The following is a 20149-nucleotide window of genomic DNA, read 5'->3' on the forward strand; positions in this document are numbered from 1 at the left end:
TGGCCCAACCCACCCAGAACCAGGCTTCGAGACAAGACTATGCTTTAAGGCAAGGTTTATCGGGAAGCTGCTTTATTTTAGAGGGCGGATCTCAGTTTGCCCCAAGTCTCTGGCGATACAGTCACGAAACGAAAACTCAGCCAACAAAAACTCAGCCAACAAAAACTCAGCAACGACTCGTGAGATAGGCTGGATTTTGGCAAGATTGCGGGGTCTTCAAAAGAAAATCCCCAGCAAACGGTAAACCAGCAGAAAGAAAATCGTCACAATCAAGCATCCGCCTGCCAGCAACAGCGCCCCCATCCAATAGACCAAGCTAGGACGCAGAAACCACCACACCAATCCTCCCGTCAACCCGGCAAGAATGACCAAATCAACTTTCTCGATCGTGCGGCGATATTGCAGAAAGACCACAAGGAGCGCTAGGGCCAGCCAAGCGATCGCCCGTGCTTCTAACGGAATCGGTAACGGCAACCGATAGAGTACGATCGCCAACAACCCACCCTCAAAGCCCGTAAAGGCGGCACTGCCTAAAATCGCTAAGGTCGATCGGGGGGGGACCGTGGGCACGATCGCGGGTGTGGACTGAACGGCTGCTTTCTGGGCTGCTTTCTGGGCTGCTTTCTGGGCCGCCTTCTGAGCCGCAGACGATCGGGCGGGCGGGGGGATAGGAGCTGGCGACCCTTGCTGTACCGTGGTCGATTGTGGGGGCGGGGCGGGCATCGGTGGCGGCGGCATAACCTGCGATGGCTTTTGCTGGGGTTGCAGGGCTAACAACACCTCCGCCGCAGACCAGTAGCGATCACTGGGAGAATGTTGCAGCATCTTGCTGAGAATGGTCGCTAACGGTGCCCCGATCGAGATATAGCGCTGCCACTGCCAGGAGTTAGTGCTGGCGTCGTAGAGCGCTGTGGGGGGCTTTCCCGTCAACAGTTCCAAGCAGGTGACTGCGAGGGAATATAAGTCCGTTGAAAAAAAGACCTCGCCCCCGGCCATCTGTTCCGGCGGGGCGTAACCGGGCGAAAAAATACTGGTTGAAGCTTTTTGTCCAGGGCTGGCGGAACTGGCTGCGGCCACCTTAATGGCCCCGAAGTCGAGGAGATACAGCCGCCCTTTGCGACTGCGCATGATGTTAGACGGCTTGATGTCGCGGTGAATCGTATTCCCTTCATGGACAAAACTGAGGACTTCCAGCATCGATGTCAGGACTTCCCGAACCTCCGCTTCAGAGAAGGCCCCCCGCCGGTGCAGCTCCTGTTCTAAATCTTCACCGTCGATGTATTCCTGGACGATGTAGAAATAGGTTTCTGTGGCACCAACACTGGATCCTGGGACATCCAGATCAAAAAAGGCATAGAGGTCAGGAATTTGAAAATGGTCTTGGCCAATTTTTTCGAGAATCTCTGCCTCGCGGACAAACAGATCGTGGGCCAGTTGCAGTTGGGTAGGATTGAGTTGGGCTGCTGGTTTGAACTGTTTCACGACGCAGCGACGCATCCCCGGCGTGTAGCGATCGCGGGCTAGATAGGCCGCCCCAAAGCCTCCCTGCCCCAGCAACTTTTCCGGCAGGTAGCGATCGGCCAAAATCAAGGGCATCCCGCAATTGGTGCAGAACTTTTGCCGGGTTGCTTTCAGAACCCCCGGATCACTTAATTCACCAAAAACGTTTTGTGGGCGCTGACAACCCGGTCGGGTGCAATACAGTTCCATAGCAGCAATCAGGAAGTTAGCAAGAGTTTCCCCAGCGGGTTGCACGGGAGTCTCCTAGGATGGAGGGCGATCGACCCCTTCTCTACCCTAACCCACAGGTTGAACCGAAGTCTCTCCTAGGAGAGACTTCTACGAGGAGACAGGCTCACTGGCCCACAGAATCCTTTGCTAGATTGTTTGCTAGCCTTCCCCGTCCGCTTCTGCCACCACTTCTGGGACAAAAGCTTTATCCCGTTTATCAAAATTGACGGGCAAACTGGTGAACTGGGGCAGGATTTCCTTGCAAAAGGCATCGGCAGCCTTCGATCGATAGCGGTTAGGGTTAATAATCACCGAGAGCATACGCCGCACCTCCATCCCTTCGATCGGGGCGCGGTGCAGAATCCCCATTTGCAATTCTTTCTCGATCGCCGAAAGGGATAAAAAGGCTGCCCCCAAACCGGACTGCACCGCCGTTTTAATCGCTTCAATGGAATTCAATTCCATCTCAATTTTTAGGCGACGGGCTTCAATGCCCCAGCGGGCTAGCACTTGGTCAATCACTTTACGGATGGTGGATTGGGAATCCAGGGCAATGAATTGCAGGCGATAGAGATCCTCTTTCTGGATCACCGTTAAGCGAGCCAACGGATGGGAGGGGGGCAAGATCAATGCAAGTTCGTCTTCAGCGTAGGGAATAATGTCGAGGGAATCTTGCAGTTCTGGAGGCACTTCTCCCCCAATAATGGCTAAATCAATTTGTCCATTGGCGACACTCCAAGAGGTGCGTCGAGTGGAGTGAACATGGAGTTGTACAGCAACGTCAGGATATTTCTGGCGGAAGAGGCCAATCATCCGGGGCAGGAGATAGGTGCCAGTGGTTTGACTAGCGCCAATGATCAGCGTTCCCCCTTGCAAATTTTGCAAGTCTTCTAACGCTCGGCAGGTCTCCTGACACAAAGTTAAAATTTTCTCTCCATAATTGAGGAGGAGGTGGCCAGCTTCGGTCAGTTGGGCCCGCCGCCCACCCCGATCGAATAACGGGACATCCAGTTGACGCTCTAGGTTTTGTACCTGCAAGCTGACCGCTGGCTGAGATACATACAAACTGTCGGCTGCACGCTTGAAGCTACCCTCAGCGGCAATCGCCTTGAGAATACGTAACTGATCCAGCGTAAAAGGAAGGTCAGACATATCGGGTCAAAGGGGGGTAAGGAAGCGATCCCGTTGATTTCATATCGGAGCGATGGGCTGTGTAGCTAATGAATGCAACAAAACGTAACAGCGGTATGAAACCAGAGATTGTGAAGGATTTTCTGAATGTACCAGGAATTCTGGGGATTGCTTTATTAGATAGACAGTCTCCCCTCTATTTCTGTGGCATCGAAACTCCGTTCCATCTCCAGCAAACCACAGTTCTGGAACAGGGATTGCGACAAATTTTGGCGACGATGCCCGATTCCATTAAAGAATTTGAGTTACAGTTTCAGACCTATCGGATCCATATTTACCGATTTGTGAATACCGCAACGGTTTTGATTCTGACCCAACCGCAACTGAAACCAGTCCACTATCAGGGAGTCTTAGATCCTTTATTAGGGTGGGTGCAAACCAGTCGTGAAGGGGCGATCGCGCAGTTTCGAGAGATTACAGAACAAATCCTACCCCCTGCTCAGCCTGCCTCCGTCGCTTCAGTCGTTTCCTCTGATGCTGGTCTGCCAAGAGTCATCCCGGAGGTTATCCTGCCGGAAGCCATCCTGCCAGAAGCCATTCTGCCTACTCGTGCTGTGTCATCGCAGCCCAGCCTCCCAGCGCCTTCTAACGCGGTGGTAACGCCTCGCCCCGACGTATCCCAGAAGCCGCAATCCGCTCCTCCCACAGTGCAGGGCGCAATTCGTTTGCAAGAGCAAATTGAAGCGTTTAATGAACTGAGTCAGATTGCAACGCAATATTTGGGGAACGCTATTATTGCGAACCATCTGTCCCGATCGCGGCCTGATGTACCTTGGCTGCAACAGTTCTCGATCGATCGCACTGCTCATCTCAGCTTTAACGGAGACGCCAAACAAGTTGTCCAGCCCATGAGTGAGGCCGAAATTAATGACATGCAACAGTGGGCTAAGGCGTTTATCAACCAATGTTCGCGTGTCATTCGCGATTTTCCGCTGCTAGTTAAACAGCAAAGTTCCGGTGGTTACGCACAATCCCGATTGTTGACTTAAATTTATATTTCTTAAAATTAATACAGCCTATTCCAGGAGATCCCATGGCCAAAGTTGTCCGTCTTGAACCCATTTCCCAGGAAACCTCGGTGGAAACCAACGGGAATCTTCTTTCCGTTCTAATTAGCAAAGATCTCGATGTGTTACGAGAATGCGGTGGGCGAGGGATGTGCGCTACCTGCCACATTTACGTGAAAGATGGCATGGATAAGCTGTCTGGGATGAATCGTCGGGAACAGCGGACGTTGGAAGTGATTACCTCCTGTCAGCCGAATTCCCGTCTGGCCTGCCAAGCAAGAGTATTGGATAACGGGGTAGTGGTGGAACTGCCACCGGGGATGTACATTAATTCGATTAAGGATATTGAAGATTTGATCGGTCGTCGGGCGGAGCAGGATTTACTGCACCCACTGACCGGGAAGGTGCTGGTGGAGGCCGGGAAGTTGATTACCCGATCGACCCTAAAGGCGATCGAAGACAACAACAGCTTCAACATGGGCGACTATTTCGCCAACTCGTCGGGTCTGTAGAGTCTTCCTAGCCCACCGCATCGCCCTCGCTTGGAGACTTGCAGTTTTGATGTAAGTCTCCAAAATTGCTAGCTCTGAGATGCAGCTTGGGATTCAAGACGGGATTCAAGACGGGATTCAAGACGGGACTCAAGACGGGATTGATATTGACGATTCGACCAGCGAATCAGGCGAATCCAGAAGCGAAAACGGTGGGCAATTTCAGCGTAGGAAATTTCCGGTTGGGCCAGCAGGCTAAAGAGGGGCGGACTGATCCAACCAGGAAACCAGCGGCTGAGTTGACTTTGCAGGCCCATGGCAAGGTTAAAGATCAAGGACAACCCTTTGGCTTGGGGGCGCAAATGGGCATTCAAGTCCGTAATGGCATGGCCTTCCTTGACCTGCTGGGTGGAATATTGGGAGAGTACCGTGGGCAGATGATCCGCCTCACTTTGTAACAGGCGATCGAGGGCCACGACATCGGCAAAGGCTGCTTGGCACCCCTGGGCTAGGGCGGAGGACATGCCGTGGGCGGCATCCCCGATCAGTACTGCTTGGCCGGGGGTATCGTGGTAGCGGCTACAGCGAGTTTCGACAATGCTGGAAGGCCGCTGGTTGAATAGCGCTTGGGCCGTGGCATCGGCGATCGCTAAACCCGGTAACCACTGTTCAGCCATTTGTGTTTGAAAATCCTGTGGACTGGCGATTCCCGGCGGATTGCCGATCGCGCGATCGGATGCTTGCTGCCAAAACATCAGGACGCAGAGGCGATCGTCTAATTCGGGAATTGCAGCACCGGAGAATTGATTGGGAGGCTGACCGGGAAGGGAAATTGTTTGGCGGAAAAAGTAGGACGTATCGCTGGAAAATTCCGCTGGCCGGGGGACATGCAGGACTTTCCAAACGGCGTTGAAGTAGGACTGGTGGAAGTCGAAGCCCGGTTGTTTCAGGAAGGCATTGCGCACCCCAGAATGGACGCCATCCGCACCGACTAGTAAATCGTAGGATTGCTGCACAATGTTCTGGTCGGCTTTCTGGTCGGCTTGCGGGTTAGCTTTCTGGTCAGCTTGCGGGGCAGCCTGAACGATCGTCAGTTGCCGTTGCTTCAGATCAATCTCACGACAAGTTGCATTAAAAATCAGTTTGACTTGGCGATCGGGGTGTTTTTCCAGGCATTGCTCCAGGGTGTCTAACAGGGCAATACACAGGTGATTGCGATTAATCAGGAGGCTAAATTTTTCCGGATCGGAACTGCGTTGGAAGGTTTTCCATTGCTTTAGTTTTTGGGAATAGACTCCGGTTTGCCGAATTACCATTCCCCGTTGGCATACCGCTGGCCACAGTCCTTCGATCGCCTTCAGGTGGGCTTGGCCCCGTTCCGTTAGGCTAATGACAAAGGCGCGATCGGATGAATGCGTGGATGAATTCGCTGGGGAATCGGCCAATCGCGGATCACTGCGCTGGTCGTAAATCGTGATTTGGTAGTGGGGCGATCGGGCGAGTAACCGATGGGCTAGCAGTAACCCCGCTGGCCCCGCCCCGATAATGACAACTTGCATAGAGCAACTTAATGACGACAATCGGCCTAGGGACTCTGTGACGATCGATGCGGACTGGATTGAGACTCGAGACTACAGACCGGGTTCGAGACTACAGATCTGGCGTGGTTTGGGCAAACAGTGGGGCAAAGTCCGTGGTGACGATCGCGGTCGCATCGTTCTCGGGCTTAGAAATCACATCAAAGGCTTTGTTTTTGGCAGTGGGGCAGCGCAGCGCCTGCACCACTACTTCCGCCACATCGGCACGGGGAATCGAGGGCGCAATACCGTTGGGGGCTTGGGTGAGCAACACATCATCTTTCCCCACTAGCAATTCCCGCACTCCACCGGGTTGATCCAGCAAGCCCCCGGCGCGAATAATCGTATAGTCAACGCCAGAGCCAATCCCAGCGTCGATTAAGTACGCTTCTGCCTTGCGTTTCCAAATCAAAATATTGCCCTGTCCCAGTTTATTGAGGGGATGGTTTTCCTGGGTGCCGCCCATGGAGCCAACTAGGACAATGTGCTGCACCCCAGCGGCGATCGCGGCGTCAATTTGGTTGATCTGACCTTGGTAATCAACGGCTTCGGGCATTCCCCCTGGTTCAAATTCAAACTCTGGTCGTTCTCCGGGCGCAGGGGGCGCTTTCATGCGGGGAGTCGCACTGGTCAGGATGACTAGGCAGTGGCAACCCTCGAGGGCAGCGGTGAGGGTGTCCTTGGCGGTAATATCCCCGAAAAAGAAGCGATCGACGGAACCAAAGAGATCCTGAGCCTTGGCTTGCGATCGGGCAAAGCCAAAGGCATTAAATTCCTCGGGATGTTGCAAGAGTTTTTGCAAAACGAGGGCTCCTGTGCGCCCGGTGGCCCCTGTGACTAAAACCTGTTTCAACGCCATAAATCTGGGGGAAATTTGTGTTGTTAACCATCAACCATTGTCGATCATACCAACCCTCGATTTCCCAAAGGTCAATTGGCCAGAATTCTAGTGAGTGGGTGCCCAAAGTCTATGGTTCGATGGCGATCGATGACCTCAACAAATCAATGGCTGTAACCATGGGTTGTAACCATGGGCAATATTTATTGGTGATATTTATCACCGATAAATATCACCAATAAATATTGCCGATAAATATTGCCGATTAAAAAATCCCTCTGCCAGTGCTGGAGAGGGATCAAGAAGAGATCTTTCAGGTTCTGGAGTCTAAACCACTTCCGAAGTCTCTTCCACTTCTACTTGGGGTTGGGGATTGAACTGGAACAACGAGTACACTACATCACGGCGGATGTTGATCATCATTTCCAAGAACAATTCGTAGCCTTCGCTCTTATATTCAATCAATGGATCCTTTTGGCCATAGCCCCGCAGCCCCACTGACTCCCGCAGGCCGTCCATCCCTTGCAGGTGCTCCCGCCAGAGGGTATCAATCCGTTGCAGGATGAAGAATCGTTCTGCTTGGCGCATTAGACCGGGCTGGAGTTGATCGATTTCCACTTCCTTGAGGTCGTAGGCAATCCGGATCTGCTCATGCATGAAGGTCTTAATTTCTGCCATGGACAGGTCGATTAATTGCTCAGGTTTGAGATCTGCGAGCAGATAGACAAACTCCTGGGTTTTGGACACCAGCTTGTCCAGTTCCCATTCTTCGGAGGGCAGTTCGGGATTGATATACGCTTCCACGATGTCATCCATGGTGCGTTCGGCGTATTCAATCACCAATTCCTTCAGGTCTTGTTGTTCGAGCACCCGACGACGGACGGCGTAAATGGCTTTCCGCTGGTTGTTCATCACTTCGTCGTATTCAAAGACCTGCTTCCGGATGTCGTAGTAGTAGGTTTCAACCTTCTTCTGCGCCCCTTCCAGCGATCGTGTGAGCATTCCTGACTCGATCGGCATATCTTCTTCCACGCGGAAGGCATTCATCAAGCCTGCCACCCGATCGCCGCCAAAAATCCGCAACAGGTTGTCCTGCAAACTCAGGAAGAACTTGGTGGTACCGGGGTCACCCTGCCGCCCAGCCCGACCGCGCAACTGGTTATCGATCCGGCGGGATTCGTGCCGCTCTGTCCCGATTACATGCAGCCCCCCTAGGTTGACCACTTCTTCGTGTTCCCGATCGGTGAAGCTATCGTACTCACCGCGAATCTTTTTATAGGCTTTCCGCAGGGCTTGGATCACCGGGTCTTCCGTAGGTGCTTTTTCCGCTGCCGTGGCGATCTTATCTTCCGCTTCCAGTTCCGCTAGGCTGCGTTCGCCGTACTCCTTCACAGCGAGATCAACGGCAGCTCGCAGCAGATCTTCCGCTTCCTTAGAAATTTCGATCGGGAAAATTTCAGGACTGGCTTTCCAGGTTTTCACCTTGCGTCCAGCCCCAAAGCCTTGGCCACCCTCGCGACCACCGGGGACAAAGCCCTGTCCGGCAAAGTCCATGTCATCTTCCGGCGCAACAATCCGGGGCATGAAATACTCCCGAATTTTTAACCGCGACATATAGTCGGAGTTCCCACCCAGGATGATGTCCGTTCCCCGACCGGCCATGTTGGTTGCGATCGTCACTTGGCCTTTGCGTCCGGCCTGAGCGACAATTTCCGATTCCCGTTCTACATTTTCAGGTTTGGCGTTCAGCAGGTTATGGGGCACCCGCAGTTCCGCCAGCAAACCGGAGAGCAGTTCCGATTTTTCCACACTAGTGGTGCCCACCAGCACAGGTCGCCCGCTTTCGTGCATTTCAGCGCATTCCTGGGCGATCGCTTGCCACTTGGCTGGCTCCGTTTTGTACACCACATCAGAGAGATCCTTCCGCTGCCGGGTGCGGTTGGTGGGAATAATCGTTACTTCCAGGTTGTAGATTTTTTCAAATTCCGCTTCTTCCGTTTTGGCGGTTCCCGTCATTCCGGCTAACTTGGGATACAGCAGGAAGAAGTTTTGGTAGGTGATGCTGGCCAGGGTCTGGGTTTCGTTTTGGATTTCCACCCGTTCTTTGGCTTCGATCGCTTGGTGCAGGCCATCACTCCAGCGCCGACCCGGCATCACCCGCCCGGTAAACTCATCCACAATGACAATTTCATCATTGCGGACGATGTAGTTCACATCTTTGATAAACAGTTCTTTTGCCTTGATGGCATTGAAAATGTAGTGCGCCCAGGGATCTTTGGGATCAAACAGATCTTTGACGCCTAGGAGTTGTTCTGCCTCGATGAAGCCTTCGTCGGTGAGGAGAATGTTCCGCTGCTTCTCATCTACCTCGTAATGGTCATCCTTATTCATCCGTAAGGCGACTTCTGCCGCGCCCATGTATTTCTCCGTGGGACGCTCCACTTGACCGGAAATAATCAGCGGGGTGCGGGCTTCATCAATCAGGACGGAATCCACTTCATCGATGACGCAGTAATTGAAGGGGCGCTGCACCACCTCCTGCATCGAGGTCGCCATGTTATCCCGCAGGTAGTCAAATCCCAATTCGCTGTTGGTGGCATAGGTGACGTCGCAGGCATAGTTGCGTCGCCGTTCCTCCGGAGTCATACTCTGCTGGATCAGCCCTACGCTCAACCCGAGGAAGCGGTGCACCTGTCCCATCCATTCTGCATCCCGGCGAGCCAGGTAATCATTCACCGTCACCACATGCACCCCCCGTCCCGTCAGGGCGTTGAGGTAAGCAGGCAGGGTGGATACTAGGGTTTTGCCTTCCCCGGTCTTCATTTCAGCAATTTGGCCATTGTGCAGAACGATACCGCCCAGCATCTGCACATCAAAGTGGCGCATTCCCAGGACACGCTTCCCGGCCTCCCGCACGACGGCGAAGGCTTCGGGCAACAGATCGTCGAGCATCTGTTTGCGCTCGTTGTCGTTTTTGGCCTTGTCCAGTCGCTGCCGAAACTCTGCCGTTTTCGCCACGAGTTCCTGATCCGACAGGGGAGCGATCTCCTCTTCTAGGAGTTTGATTTCTGTAACGATCGGTTGGAACTTTTTGAGCTTACGGGCATTGGGGTCGCCCAAAAGAGCTTTCAGCATGGCGGAGACTAGTGACCGTTTATCAAGTGGATTCTTCTGATGCGATGGCGCATAGAGGCTCGAGTTTCCAGGAAACCCAAGTCTCTCAATCCTATCACTTCGTTTCCCTTGGGAACGGTAGAGATGACCGCACTCAAGCAGAACTCGGCCCACTCCCTGTGCAAAAAGCAATAAAAGTGGGATAACTCCAAGACATTAAAAATATCCAGAAGTTTTTCCCACTGATTTTAGATTGCAACTCTGAATGACGGACTACTAGCAATCAGTAGCAGCTTTGAGCTGATGGTTGAACTGATGAGAGTACCCTCTCACTAGTTGTCGGACTAGTTGTCGGATTCCCCTTGGGCGTTTGCCGCATCGGGGCCAGCATGAATGGCTACAATTCTGCCGCCAAGACGGTTAATCCGCTGCATCACTTCGTTCATCCGGTTAAAGGGCACCTGAATCAACGTTGTGCTGCTCTTGCGAATTTCGTGGTTGTTTTGGGCAGTTTGCTCACTCTGCCGTAGCCCTTCCACTTCATACACAAAGGTGCGATTGTTGGACGTGGTGCTAGAAGCTCGGGTGAGAACAGATTGTCCAAGCATGCAAATAACCTCCTGAATACGCTGAGGACTAAACTTATTGAGCGAGGGTTACGCTGGCTACTTTGCCGCCCAATTGGTTAATGCGTTGGAGTGTGCTCGACAATTGATCGTAGGGCACCACAAATTCGGTGTTGCTACGACGCACTCGAGGATAGCGAGGCAGGGAAATGCCCGATACTTCGATGCGGTACAGTCGAGTTCCGGTTCCGTACATCGGGACTGCAAAGGCTCGGCTGGGCGCAACGCTCCGAGTCGCTGGTTTGTAAGAGAACCCAGCACCTGCACCCGAAGGGCTGACGACTGCCGAGGCAGAATTGCGAGCCAGTTCCGTTGCTAGACGCGACGAAGCCCCACCCACTTGGGAGCGATCGCTGGTCGCATAGCCACGATACAGTTTGAACATCCGGGTGAAACCAACCATTTTCTGGCCAGTTTGGGTGGAAAATCCCCGATAGTAAGGTACGATGTTGTCCCCAAAGCTGGCATCGTATTCATTGGAATCAATGAAGGAATCGATGTCCGCATCGTACCCTTCGTTTTGGTAGCGATCGAGGTGTTCAATCACTTCCGCTTCATCATAGGGAGCCCGTCCCAGCAGATGTTTGAAGTTCAGCTCGATCACGCGGGTTTGGAAGTGCGGATAGAGGAACTTGTTCTTGTAGAGCTCGGATTTAGCCAAGGCGCGCACGAATTCGCGAACCGTTAATTGGCCATTCACCAAGAGGGACTCCAGCGCGGTCAAACGCTCCGAGGCCATCAGGTGATCATTGCCCAAAACCTGACGGTAAATCGCATTGATGACGACTTTTGCGTCGGTTGCCGTAAAGTTAGGACGCAACTCGATCGGCGAAGCGTCACTAAAGGGCGCACTTCCCAAGCGAGATGCAGCAGTTGTAATTGCCACAGCGTATTCTCCTTAAAACACAATTCAACGGTTCATCCACTGCCAATCCCATGGTGTCATGACGCGATATAATGCGCACTGAACATGCAAGGTATCAATGAGCCCACTGGGTTTGTCCAATCATCAAATTAAGTGAATGATTATCAACGCAGCAGTCGATTCAATCAGACAATAACTAATTGATTGACAAACTAGACAAACTTAATACCCTGCTATGTGCATTAATAATGCGGAATAATTGATAAGCATCATGCCGCCAAAGAATGGCAAAGAACACCTTTAGCATAACAATATCAAGAACACTCCATAGGACTGTCATTGATATCAATGATGATGTTCTGAGTGCCTTCCGTGGCAATGCTGACTGACAGAGGATGGAACCCTATTTCCATTTAAGCAGGGGAAACGCTCAAAACTCGACTACCCCGTTGATTCAACCGTTGCAGCGAAGCCGACAACTGTTCGTAGGGGACGAGGTATTCACTAATACTCCGACGAATTTGAGTCGTCCGACTGCTGGCTGCTTGATTAACACGGATGCGATAGAGTTGGTTACGATCGCCGCCGGTGTTACCCGTCAGTTCACCCCCTAAGGTGGCTGGCCGCAAGGGACTCGCCAGATTCAGAGCGACTTCTTGACTGAGGGCACCCCCCCGACGCACGTTCCCCTGGGCCCGATCGCTGTTGGCATAACCGCGATACAGTTGGAACAGGCGATTAAACCCGATCGTCGTGTGGCCCGCTTGGGTGCTGAATCCCCGATGATAGGGCACAACCATGTCGCCAAAATTCGTCTGATATTCCTGGGAATCCAAGTAAGAATTGATCTCAGCTTCATAGCCATGATCAATGTAGAGATTCACATGTTCAGAAATCTCAGCCTGATTGTAAGGCGCACGACCTAGCAAATGCTTGAAGTTCAATTCAATGAATCGCAATTGCGAGGTAGAGTAGAAAAACTTTTGGCGATACAGTTCTGAATTTGCCAGGGTTCGCACAAAGTCCCGAACACTGATATCTCCCCGACGCAGCAGGGATTCCGCACCAACCAACCGCTCCGACTGCATCAAATGTTCATTACCGAACACCTGACGGTAAGCAGCACAAATCACGGCTTGAACTTCATCTTCCGTCGCGTTCATTCGGAGTTCCGTCGGCGAAGAAGAGACAAAGGGTTCAATACCGAGTTGTTGAGCCGTCATTGAACTGGTCATGATAAGCTCCTGAAAAATTGGCTTTAGAAAAAGCTTGCCCAGAACATTGGCTACCTGACGATGCAGCGTTATGCGCTACACCAACAGCCATCCAACATTCTGGGCAGGAACTAACCCTTAGCTCAGGGCGTTGATTGCGTAGTCGATGTAGGAGTTCGCTTCAACAGCGGGATCTCCAGACAGACCATGGTTAGCCTTGACATACTTCAGGGCTTCAACGTACCAGCTAGGAGACAGGTCGAAGATCCGGTTGATTTCAGCGACACCTGCGATCAGGTAGTCATCCATGGGGCCAGTACCACCAGCGATCAGGCAGTAGGTGACCATGCGGATGTAGTAACCGATGTCACGAGCGCACTTGTCTTTACCGCGTTGGGTAGAAGCAAAGTTGTTGCCCGACATGGTGGTGGTGTAGGGGAAGCGTTGGTAAACAGCGTTTGCTGCACCATCAGCCAAGGACTTAGCTTTGCTGCTGAGTGCTTTCGCAGCTTCTAAGCTAGCAGCAGCTTGACGGTAGCGACCAAATGCAACTTGCAGTTCAACGGAGCTGAGGTAACGTCCTTGAGAATCTGCTGCAGCAACTGCTTCGGTAAGGGGAGTTTTCATATTCGACTAAAGCCTCTTAATGAAATGTTTGCACATTACCCAGTGCGAGCTCTATCAAGCTCACATCACTGGACAGAAATGTCGTAAACCAAATAAGGAATACTTTGAGGGCCTCTAGAAACCTCGGTTTCTAGCCGACAGCAGCAGCAGCGCGATCGAAGTAGCCACCCAGTTCAGCCATCAAGGAGCTGCAATCGCCTTGGGTTACACCCGCGCGATCGTTAGCAATGCCGATTGCCGTAGCCTTCATTTTGTTGACAGCTTCAGCAACGGAACCACCGGGCACACCCAGAGCCAAGTAGGTTTCGCGCAGACCGTTCAGGCAGCGATCGTCCAGAACGCTAGCATCGCCAGTGAACACAGCGTAGGTCACATAGCGCAGAACGATGTCCATATCGCGCAAGCAAGCAGCCATCCGACGGTTGGTGTAGGCATTCCCACCCGGTGCAATCAGTTGAGGCTGTTCATCGAACAATGCACGAGCTGCATTCGCAACAATCGTAGACGCATTACCCGTAATGCGGTTAACCACATCCATCCGCTTCGGGCCATCTTTCACCATAGCCAGCAATGCATCGATTTGAGCATCGCTAACATAATCACCACGAGCATCTGCTTGAGCAACTACTTTTGTAAATGCATCTAACATGCAATTTTCTCCCTATTTAAAGGCGTTTATACCCTAGCCTCCCCAAAACTCCCCCAGTGTCTTCTGTCTATTCCCACTGGCAAGGCTTATTTGACGGTGTAGCCCAGGGCTGGAGCCGTGAAAGACTCAAAACTGTGAGCAAACATACAAACAAGCACCACAAAAGTGGTATCATAGACATAACTTAACAAAAAGTCACTTGAGGAACTTGGACTCTGGCTTAGCAGAGCTCAGAGTTCAAGTTGGTTCTTAACCAGGTGATTTTGATTTAATCAGGTTGTTTGTGCAATCGATGTGCAATTTAATGAGAAACATTGTGTAAATTTGTAAAGTCTAACAGGGTCTGTGTATCGTAATTGATCCTGCTTGGCTGCAAGGAATGTGTGCCCCACCTCATTTGTTGGCTAAATAGCTTGCCAAAGGATCTCCTTTCCTGTAGGAGATTATCGTTTTCGAGTTTACATATCAGTCTATGGGGCCGGAGATCGGCAACGGTTAGGGGGTTCCTGCTGAAGAATGAATGTAACAGTCAACCATAACAATGTGAAGAATGATTGATTAGTTTTTGGTCATTGTTGTATTCCTTCACAATTTGGGTCACAGTAAAGTCGAAATTAAGCTGTCATCCATCGGAAAAAGTTGCAATTAAGGCAGACTCAAGGACGTTGTCCTAATGTAAATCTTTTTTCTCTAGTGACTTGTTTCGGATTGGGTACAAGCGTTAACACGCTTTAATCGATTAAAAATCCGATCGAATAGATCAATGCCTGCAACCGGTTTACACAGGTAATCATCGGCCCCGACTAAAAATGCCTGATGCTGGGTGCGAGAATCTGCAAAAACGGTCAGGAAGATAACGGGTAACCGTTGCCAGCGTGGATCACTGCGTAGAACTTGGCAGAGTTCCAATCCGCTCATGCCGGGCATCTGAATATCGAGTACCACTGCGTCGGGCTGAATTGTTTCTAAAACGCTCCAAAGTTGTTGGGCATCATTCAAGGTAGAGACTGAAAGTCCCAACGATTGCAGTTGAGTGGTGAGGGTGCGTAACACGATCGGATCATCATCCACTAACAAAATACGAGTTTCGGGGGGTAAATGGCGTTGCTGAGACGTCGCCCGCACTGCATTGAGAATACTTTGGGGGGATGAGAGCCGTGACAGAATACAAGTTCCACCCTGGCGAATAATTTCTAGCCGCTCATCACAGGTGTTGACATTGGCAAGTACCACCGTAGGCACCGTAGGATACTGCAGCGCAAATTCCTTTAAAAAGGCCAGACTCTCTGAAGCGGGGTCGAGACCTATACCCCGTGCTGTCGGGACACAACCCAAAATCAGCCCTGTGGGTGTGCAATCAGACGCGGGATGGGAGGCGTAAGCTTTAGGGGCTTGTTGTTGTTGGAGCCAAGCTTGGGCCTCGGCCAGAGTCCCAAAGATTTTGGTCTGGAGTCCTTGCTGAATCCCCAACCGCGCTAATTTCTCCTGCATGTGGGAATCGGGATCAACGATGAGTAAACAATCCGTTGCGATCGTGGGAGTGGAGTCGGTGAGGGATGAATCGAGGGTTTGGCCCAGTTGATCCACGAGAGTTTGTAAATGGCTGGCATCGTCCGTTTCCAAGACCACGTCACTATGGAGCCACTGTTCCAGTTCCCGTGCAATTTCCATGCCTGCAAATCGTCCTAACGTTCCCAAGGTTCCCGCTAGGGTATGGGCTGCGCGGTTGGCTTGTTCCTGTTGATGAGGCCGCAAGGGGTGATCCTGTAATTCGGAGACCACTTCTTGCAGCATCTGAAACTGTTCACGAATCTTGGCTTGGCTTTCCAACCAAATTTGATCGAGTAAGGTTTGGTATTGCTGTTGTGGGTTGGGGCGATCGGCTAGGGGCTCCTGGGGAGGGCGAGGCACTGCCCAAAGGGAGGAACTGGAACGGTGTCCATTGTTGGTCGATGGATCTGTCGTTTCTAATTGACTCCAAGGGCCCGTGGCACTTAAAGCAGGTACCAGAGTTTCCTGGAGCGACTCTTCGATCGACGGTGTGTCCATCGGTTTCAGGTAGTAACCGCGTCCGTGGGCCGTGGAAATCAAATCCGGCGGAGCCCCCACCGCTGTCAACTTTTGTCGGAGTCGCCGAATGTGCGATCGCACGGTCGCATCGACCGGAAATTCCGCTGATGACCACAGACTTTCTAAAATCTCTTCGTTGCTGAAAACATGATGGCTTTCACGCAGCATTAATTCCAGCAGGGCATATTCCTTCGCACTGAGATTCAGGAGTTGCCCTTGGTAAGTTACTTCACAATTGCTGGGATTGAGCCACAGATCCCCCCAAATCAGGATGGGCAACGGATTACTGCTGCTCCGTCGGAGGAGGGCTCGAATGCGGGCAATCAGTTCAGCTTCGTCAAAGGGTTTGGTGACATAGTCATCGGCCCCGGCATCTAACCCTGTGATGCGAGCAATGGCCGTATTTTGGGCTGCGAGCAATAAAATTGGGGTGGTGTCTCCTGTAGCCCGGAGGCGTTGGCATAGGCTGATCCCGTCTAACTGGGGCAATTCTACGTTCAGAATGAGCAAATCATATTCATAGGTTGAAGCGTACTCCCACCCAGACAGCCCATCTGCGACCCCATCGATCGCATAGTGATGTTCCAACAATCGCTGGGTCAGGAGTTTACTAACGGTTGGATCATCCTCCACCAATAAAATTCGCATCAAGAACCTACCAATTCAATAGCTTGGTAATTTGCCCTGCTAATTCCAGTGCATTAAACGGTTTGGTAATGACCCCGTTTCCCCCTAGGTGATTGAGTCTATGGTGTTCGATCGTAGTTGTGATTCCAGTCAAAAAAATCACTGGAATGGATTGAGTGCTGGGATGTTGCTGTAGCGATCGAAACGTAGCTACACCATCCATGTTGGGCATCATCACATCGAGCAGAATGACATCGGGCTGTTCGATCTGAGCTGTAAGGATTCCTTCTATCCCAGAACTGGCAACCAAGACATCCCAATTACCTACCATGGGAAGGCCAAGCTGCACGACTTTTCGAATAGATTCTTCATCATCAATTATTAAAACGCGCTTAATGGTCATGGGGAAAGCATGATTTCAGAGGTCTTGCTACCATTAGCGCTTCTAACAAGCAGGATTTGTTGCGATGAATACCAGCATTTCTGAACAGAATCTCCTAGAAGATAATCAATCGATGATCAATTAGGACGTGAACAATTCAAGCCAACAACCATCTAAGTCAGGGACAAGCCAAGTCAGAAATCAACTAGGCCAAAAACTCAGATTGCTCTAGCCTAAAATCAGCCAATGACTCAGGTGATAAACCGAAATCAACGATCGAACACGTCATGCTGACGATCGTGATCCAGTTGCCCATTGATATTCACTCCCACGCCACGTGTGGCCTGTTACACAATAATTTATTAAGGATCTGGCAAGAAATGAAAAGATGATTTACAAAAATTAATAGATAGAGAAATTATCTGAGGACAATCAGCTTTGCTTCAACTAAACCGATATCGTCTTCTACTCATCAATTAATTTTAAATTCCATGGAGATCTGATTCAGATGGGGATGGTCGGTATCGTTGTCGTATAAAACAGCTAACCATGCAAAAAGCTAACCATGCAAAAAGCCCCCACCGAATCGGTGGGGGCTTTGGGTTAACTAACCAGTGCTAAACCAAATTAGCCTTGAAAAATTAACCGTTGATCGCAGGAGCTTGCAGTGCTACAGGTGCAGACTCGCCAGCAGCCAAGTCCAGAGGGAAGTTGTGAGCGTTACGCTCGTGCATCACTTCCATCCCCAGGTTAGCCCGGTTGATCATGTCTGCCCAAGTGGACACAACGCGACCTTCAGAATCCAGAATGGATTGGTTGAAGTTGAAACCGTTCAGGTTGAAGGCCATCGTGCTCACGCCCAGAGCGGTGAACCAGATACCCACGACCGGCCATGCACCCAAGAAGAAGTGCAAGGAACGGCTGTTGTTGAAGGAAGCATATTGGAAAATCAGACGACCGAAGTAACCGTGAGCAGCCACGATGTTGTAGGTCTCTTCTTCTTGACCAAACTTGTAACCGTAGTTCTGAGACTCGACTTCGGTGGTTTCACGCACCAAGGAAGAGGTCACCAGAGAACCGTGCATCGCGGAGAACAAGCTACCGCCGAAGACGCCAGCCACACCGAGCATGTGGAAGGGGTGCATCAGGATGTTGTGCTCTGCTTGGAACACGATCATGAAGTTGAAGGTACCGGAGATACCTAGGGGCATCCCGTCAGAGAAGGAACCTTGACCGATGGGGTAGATCAGGAAGACTGCGGCAGCAGAGGCCAGAGGCGCAGAGTAAGCCACGCAGATCCAAGGACGCATACCCAGGCGGTAGGACAGTTCCCACTGACGGCCCATGTAGCAAGCGCAACCGATCAAGAAGTGGAAAATGATCAGCTGGTAAGGGCCACCGTTGTACAGCCACTCATCGAGGGAAGCTGCATCCCAAATGGGATAGAAGTGAACCCCAATCGCGTTGGAGGAAGGGATAACCGCACCAGAAATGATGTTGTTACCGTAGATCAGCGAGCCAGCGACGGGCTCACGGATACCGTCGATGTCCACGGGGGGAGCAGCGACGAAAGCAATGAGATAGCAGATGGTTGCGGTTAGCAAGCAAGGAATCATCAGGGTACCGAACCAACCGACATAAATCCGGTTGTTGGTGCTGGTGATCCAATCGCAGTACCGATCCCACGCGCTACCTTCACGACGTTGAAGTGCTGTGGTCATAGGTTTGGATAATGGCTTGAATGAAGAACAAAAAATCCGTTCAACAAACAACTTATGTCTTTACACCTAGAAAAAGGCTTCAATCCAAAACTTGCTTGATGAGTTTTTTGGGGTAGTGAATTACCCACCCACATCTTATTGATACTGTTCTTTATTTTTCTAGTCTTTCTCCGTTAACTTTTATGTCTCAATGCATCAATCTGTTCACATCGATAGGCATTAAGACCTAGGATTAATCGACGTTGAAAATTTTTAGATTTTTTTAATAAATGAATTTTTGATCACTTGTGTTGCTTCAAAAGCTTGATCACTCGTTCTTGAATCTGAAAATAAAACATCTAACTCAATTTATCGAAATATTTTGCAATATAAGTATGATTAAGTTCATGAATTTATCGTCATACTCATTAATTCTTATTAATAAATTGATTCATAACTCTTATTGTTGTTGAGGATAAAAATTCACCTAACACAAAACGAAAGGCACTCGATCGAGTGCCTTCTGTCTTTTTCAAGGGGGAATGGGGGTGATTCCTGTCGCTGGAATTGAAAACGGTCTCGGAACAATCTCGAAATAACTCGAAACAAGTTGTCAGCAAGAATTAAGAAGCAACAATAATGCGTCCTTGTTCGCTGATGCTGTTGCGTTCGCTGATGATTACGCAACAGCCATTTCGAGTAATCCTTGAAACAGCGCTAAGCCATCCGTTGCGCCGATCGCGGCATCCGCCGATCGCTCCGGGTGAGGCATCATGCCCAGCACATTGCCCTGGCGGTTACAGATACCCGCAATATTATTCAAGGAGCCGTTGGGGTTAGCCGCTTCCGTCACATTACCCAAGGCATCACAGTAGCGGAACAGCACTTGCTGATTGTCTTCTACTTCCTTGAGGGTATCTGCATCGGCGTAGTAGCAGCCTTCCCCGTGGGAAATTGGAATTGTGACCACAGCGCCCGATCGATAATTTCTTGTCCAAGGCAAATCATTCCGTTCCACTCGCAAGGGCGTACGATCGCAGATGAAGTGTAGATCGCGATTGCGCATCAACGCACCGGGTAGCAATCCCACTTCCGTCAGAATCTGAAAACCGTTACAAACGCCCAAAACGTATTTCCCTTGAGCGGCATGGTCGATCGTGGCTTGCATGGCCGGAGAAAACCGCGCGATCGCCCCACAGCGCAAATAGTCGCCGTAACTAAACCCACCGGGCACAATCACCACATCCAGATCCGACAAATCCCGCTCTTCGTGCCACACCATGTGCGTCTCTTGCCCAAGGATGCCACGGGTCACCCAGGCCATATCCCGATCGCAGTTGGATCCTGGAAAAACAATAACACCAAATTTCATAGCTCAGAAAAAGTAGAGAACGGTTGTAGCCAAACTTGCCGAGAACAAGCACGTAATCACTGGGGCGC

General features: G+C 51.1%; 16 protein-coding genes. 2 read left to right on the forward strand and 14 right to left on the reverse strand.

Going from position 1 to position 20149, the window contains the following annotated elements; all coding sequences use genetic code 11:
* Positions 1 to 216: 216 nt before the first annotated feature.
* Positions 217 to 1755 carry a serine/threonine-protein kinase gene (locus H6G21_RS07900; protein WP_347277993.1) on the reverse strand — a complete coding sequence of 513 codons (1539 nt, stop codon included), beginning with the start codon at positions 1753 to 1755 and terminating at the stop codon, positions 217 to 219.
* Between the two features lie 135 nt (positions 1756 to 1890).
* Positions 1891 to 2883: a LysR family transcriptional regulator gene (locus tag H6G21_RS07905; RefSeq protein ID WP_190572394.1), complete on the reverse strand. Its 993-nt coding sequence runs from the start codon at positions 2881 to 2883 to the stop codon at positions 1891 to 1893.
* A gap of 68 nt (positions 2884 to 2951) precedes the next feature.
* Here H6G21_RS07905 and H6G21_RS07910 point away from each other — a divergent pair, with 68 nt between their 5' ends.
* Together H6G21_RS07910 and H6G21_RS07915 are read left to right on the forward strand one after the other, a co-directional pair.
* Entirely contained in the window at positions 2952 to 3911 is a 960-nt protein-coding gene (locus H6G21_RS07910; protein WP_190572396.1) for a hypothetical protein, read from the forward strand.
* Between the two features lie 44 nt (positions 3912 to 3955).
* Entirely contained in the window at positions 3956 to 4441 is a 486-nt protein-coding gene (locus H6G21_RS07915; protein WP_190572397.1) for a 2Fe-2S iron-sulfur cluster-binding protein, read from the forward strand.
* A gap of 68 nt (positions 4442 to 4509) precedes the next feature.
* On the opposite strand, the gene H6G21_RS07920 is transcribed toward H6G21_RS07915, so the two are convergent.
* The 12 genes from H6G21_RS07920 to purQ form a co-directional block, all read right to left on the reverse strand.
* The gene (locus H6G21_RS07920) at positions 4510 to 5979 is read right to left on the reverse strand and encodes an NAD(P)/FAD-dependent oxidoreductase (RefSeq protein ID WP_190572494.1); all 1470 of its coding nucleotides are present in this window, start codon (positions 5977 to 5979) and stop codon (positions 4510 to 4512) included.
* A gap of 91 nt (positions 5980 to 6070) precedes the next feature.
* Positions 6071 to 6856: an SDR family oxidoreductase gene (locus tag H6G21_RS07925; protein WP_190572399.1), complete on the reverse strand. Its 786-nt coding sequence runs from the start codon at positions 6854 to 6856 to the stop codon at positions 6071 to 6073.
* Between the two features lie 306 nt (positions 6857 to 7162).
* Positions 7163 to 9970, reverse strand: a complete 2808-nt coding sequence (gene secA / locus H6G21_RS07930; protein ID WP_190572402.1) for a preprotein translocase subunit SecA — start codon at positions 9968 to 9970, stop codon at positions 7163 to 7165.
* A 323-nt stretch (positions 9971 to 10293) separates the two neighbouring features.
* On the reverse strand, positions 10294 to 10557 hold the full coding sequence (locus H6G21_RS07935) for a phycobilisome linker polypeptide (RefSeq protein ID WP_190572404.1): 264 nt from the start codon (positions 10555 to 10557) through the stop codon (positions 10294 to 10296).
* A 34-nt stretch (positions 10558 to 10591) separates the two neighbouring features.
* Complete coding sequence (locus H6G21_RS07940; RefSeq protein WP_190572406.1) at positions 10592 to 11461, reverse strand: phycobilisome rod-core linker polypeptide; 870 nt, start codon at positions 11459 to 11461, stop codon at positions 10592 to 10594.
* Between the two features lie 392 nt (positions 11462 to 11853).
* Positions 11854 to 12675, reverse strand: a complete 822-nt coding sequence (locus H6G21_RS07945; RefSeq protein WP_190572408.1) for a phycobilisome linker polypeptide — start codon at positions 12673 to 12675, stop codon at positions 11854 to 11856.
* 117 nt (positions 12676 to 12792) lie between these two features.
* On the reverse strand, positions 12793 to 13281 hold the full coding sequence (gene cpcA / locus H6G21_RS07950) for a phycocyanin subunit alpha (RefSeq protein ID WP_190572410.1): 489 nt from the start codon (positions 13279 to 13281) through the stop codon (positions 12793 to 12795).
* 130 nt (positions 13282 to 13411) lie between these two features.
* On the reverse strand, positions 13412 to 13930 hold the full coding sequence (locus tag H6G21_RS07955) for a phycocyanin subunit beta (protein WP_190572413.1): 519 nt from the start codon (positions 13928 to 13930) through the stop codon (positions 13412 to 13414).
* Between the two features lie 690 nt (positions 13931 to 14620).
* Entirely contained in the window at positions 14621 to 16648 is a 2028-nt protein-coding gene (locus H6G21_RS07960) for a response regulator (RefSeq protein ID WP_190572415.1), read from the reverse strand.
* Between the two features lie 7 nt (positions 16649 to 16655).
* Complete coding sequence (locus H6G21_RS07965; RefSeq protein WP_190572417.1) at positions 16656 to 17030, reverse strand: response regulator; 375 nt, start codon at positions 17028 to 17030, stop codon at positions 16656 to 16658.
* A 620-nt stretch (positions 17031 to 17650) separates the two neighbouring features.
* Positions 17651 to 18730 carry a photosystem II q(b) protein gene (psbA, locus tag H6G21_RS07970; protein ID WP_190572419.1) on the reverse strand — a complete coding sequence of 360 codons (1080 nt, stop codon included), beginning with the start codon at positions 18728 to 18730 and terminating at the stop codon, positions 17651 to 17653.
* Between the two features lie 658 nt (positions 18731 to 19388).
* On the reverse strand, positions 19389 to 20081 hold the full coding sequence (gene purQ, locus H6G21_RS07975) for a phosphoribosylformylglycinamidine synthase subunit PurQ (protein WP_190572420.1): 693 nt from the start codon (positions 20079 to 20081) through the stop codon (positions 19389 to 19391).
* Positions 20082 to 20149 lie beyond the last annotated feature (68 nt).

This window comes from Alkalinema sp. FACHB-956 (assembly GCF_014697025.1).
Taxonomy (GTDB): Bacteria; Cyanobacteriota; Cyanobacteriia; order Leptolyngbyales; family Leptolyngbyaceae; genus Alkalinema.

Excerpts from the sequence above, each read along its gene's own strand:
- H6G21_RS07910 (WP_190572396.1), top strand. The coding sequence starts at position 2,952 with ATGAATGCAACAAAACGTAACAGCGGTATGAAACCAGAGATTGTGAAG.
- H6G21_RS07920 (WP_190572494.1), bottom strand. The coding sequence starts at position 5,979 with ATGCAAGTTGTCATTATCGGGGCGGGGCCAGCGGGGTTACTGCTAGCC.
- H6G21_RS07945 (WP_190572408.1), bottom strand. The coding sequence starts at position 12,675 with ATGACCAGTTCAATGACGGCTCAACAACTCGGTATTGAACCCTTTGTC.
- H6G21_RS07915 (WP_190572397.1), top strand. The coding sequence starts at position 3,956 with ATGGCCAAAGTTGTCCGTCTTGAACCCATTTCCCAGGAAACCTCGGTG.
- H6G21_RS07955 (WP_190572413.1), bottom strand. The coding sequence starts at position 13,930 with ATGTTAGATGCATTTACAAAAGTAGTTGCTCAAGCAGATGCTCGTGGT.
- cpcA (WP_190572410.1), bottom strand. The coding sequence starts at position 13,281 with ATGAAAACTCCCCTTACCGAAGCAGTTGCTGCAGCAGATTCTCAAGGA.
- psbA (WP_190572419.1), bottom strand. The coding sequence starts at position 18,730 with ATGACCACAGCACTTCAACGTCGTGAAGGTAGCGCGTGGGATCGGTAC.
- H6G21_RS07960 (WP_190572415.1), bottom strand. The coding sequence starts at position 16,648 with ATGCGAATTTTATTGGTGGAGGATGATCCAACCGTTAGTAAACTCCTG.
- H6G21_RS07935 (WP_190572404.1), bottom strand. The coding sequence starts at position 10,557 with ATGCTTGGACAATCTGTTCTCACCCGAGCTTCTAGCACCACGTCCAAC.
- secA (WP_190572402.1), bottom strand. The coding sequence starts at position 9,970 with ATGCTGAAAGCTCTTTTGGGCGACCCCAATGCCCGTAAGCTCAAAAAG.
- purQ (WP_190572420.1), bottom strand. The coding sequence starts at position 20,081 with ATGAAATTTGGTGTTATTGTTTTTCCAGGATCCAACTGCGATCGGGAT.
- H6G21_RS07905 (WP_190572394.1), bottom strand. The coding sequence starts at position 2,883 with ATGTCTGACCTTCCTTTTACGCTGGATCAGTTACGTATTCTCAAGGCG.
- H6G21_RS07965 (WP_190572417.1), bottom strand. The coding sequence starts at position 17,030 with ATGACCATTAAGCGCGTTTTAATAATTGATGATGAAGAATCTATTCGA.
- H6G21_RS07925 (WP_190572399.1), bottom strand. The coding sequence starts at position 6,856 with ATGGCGTTGAAACAGGTTTTAGTCACAGGGGCCACCGGGCGCACAGGA.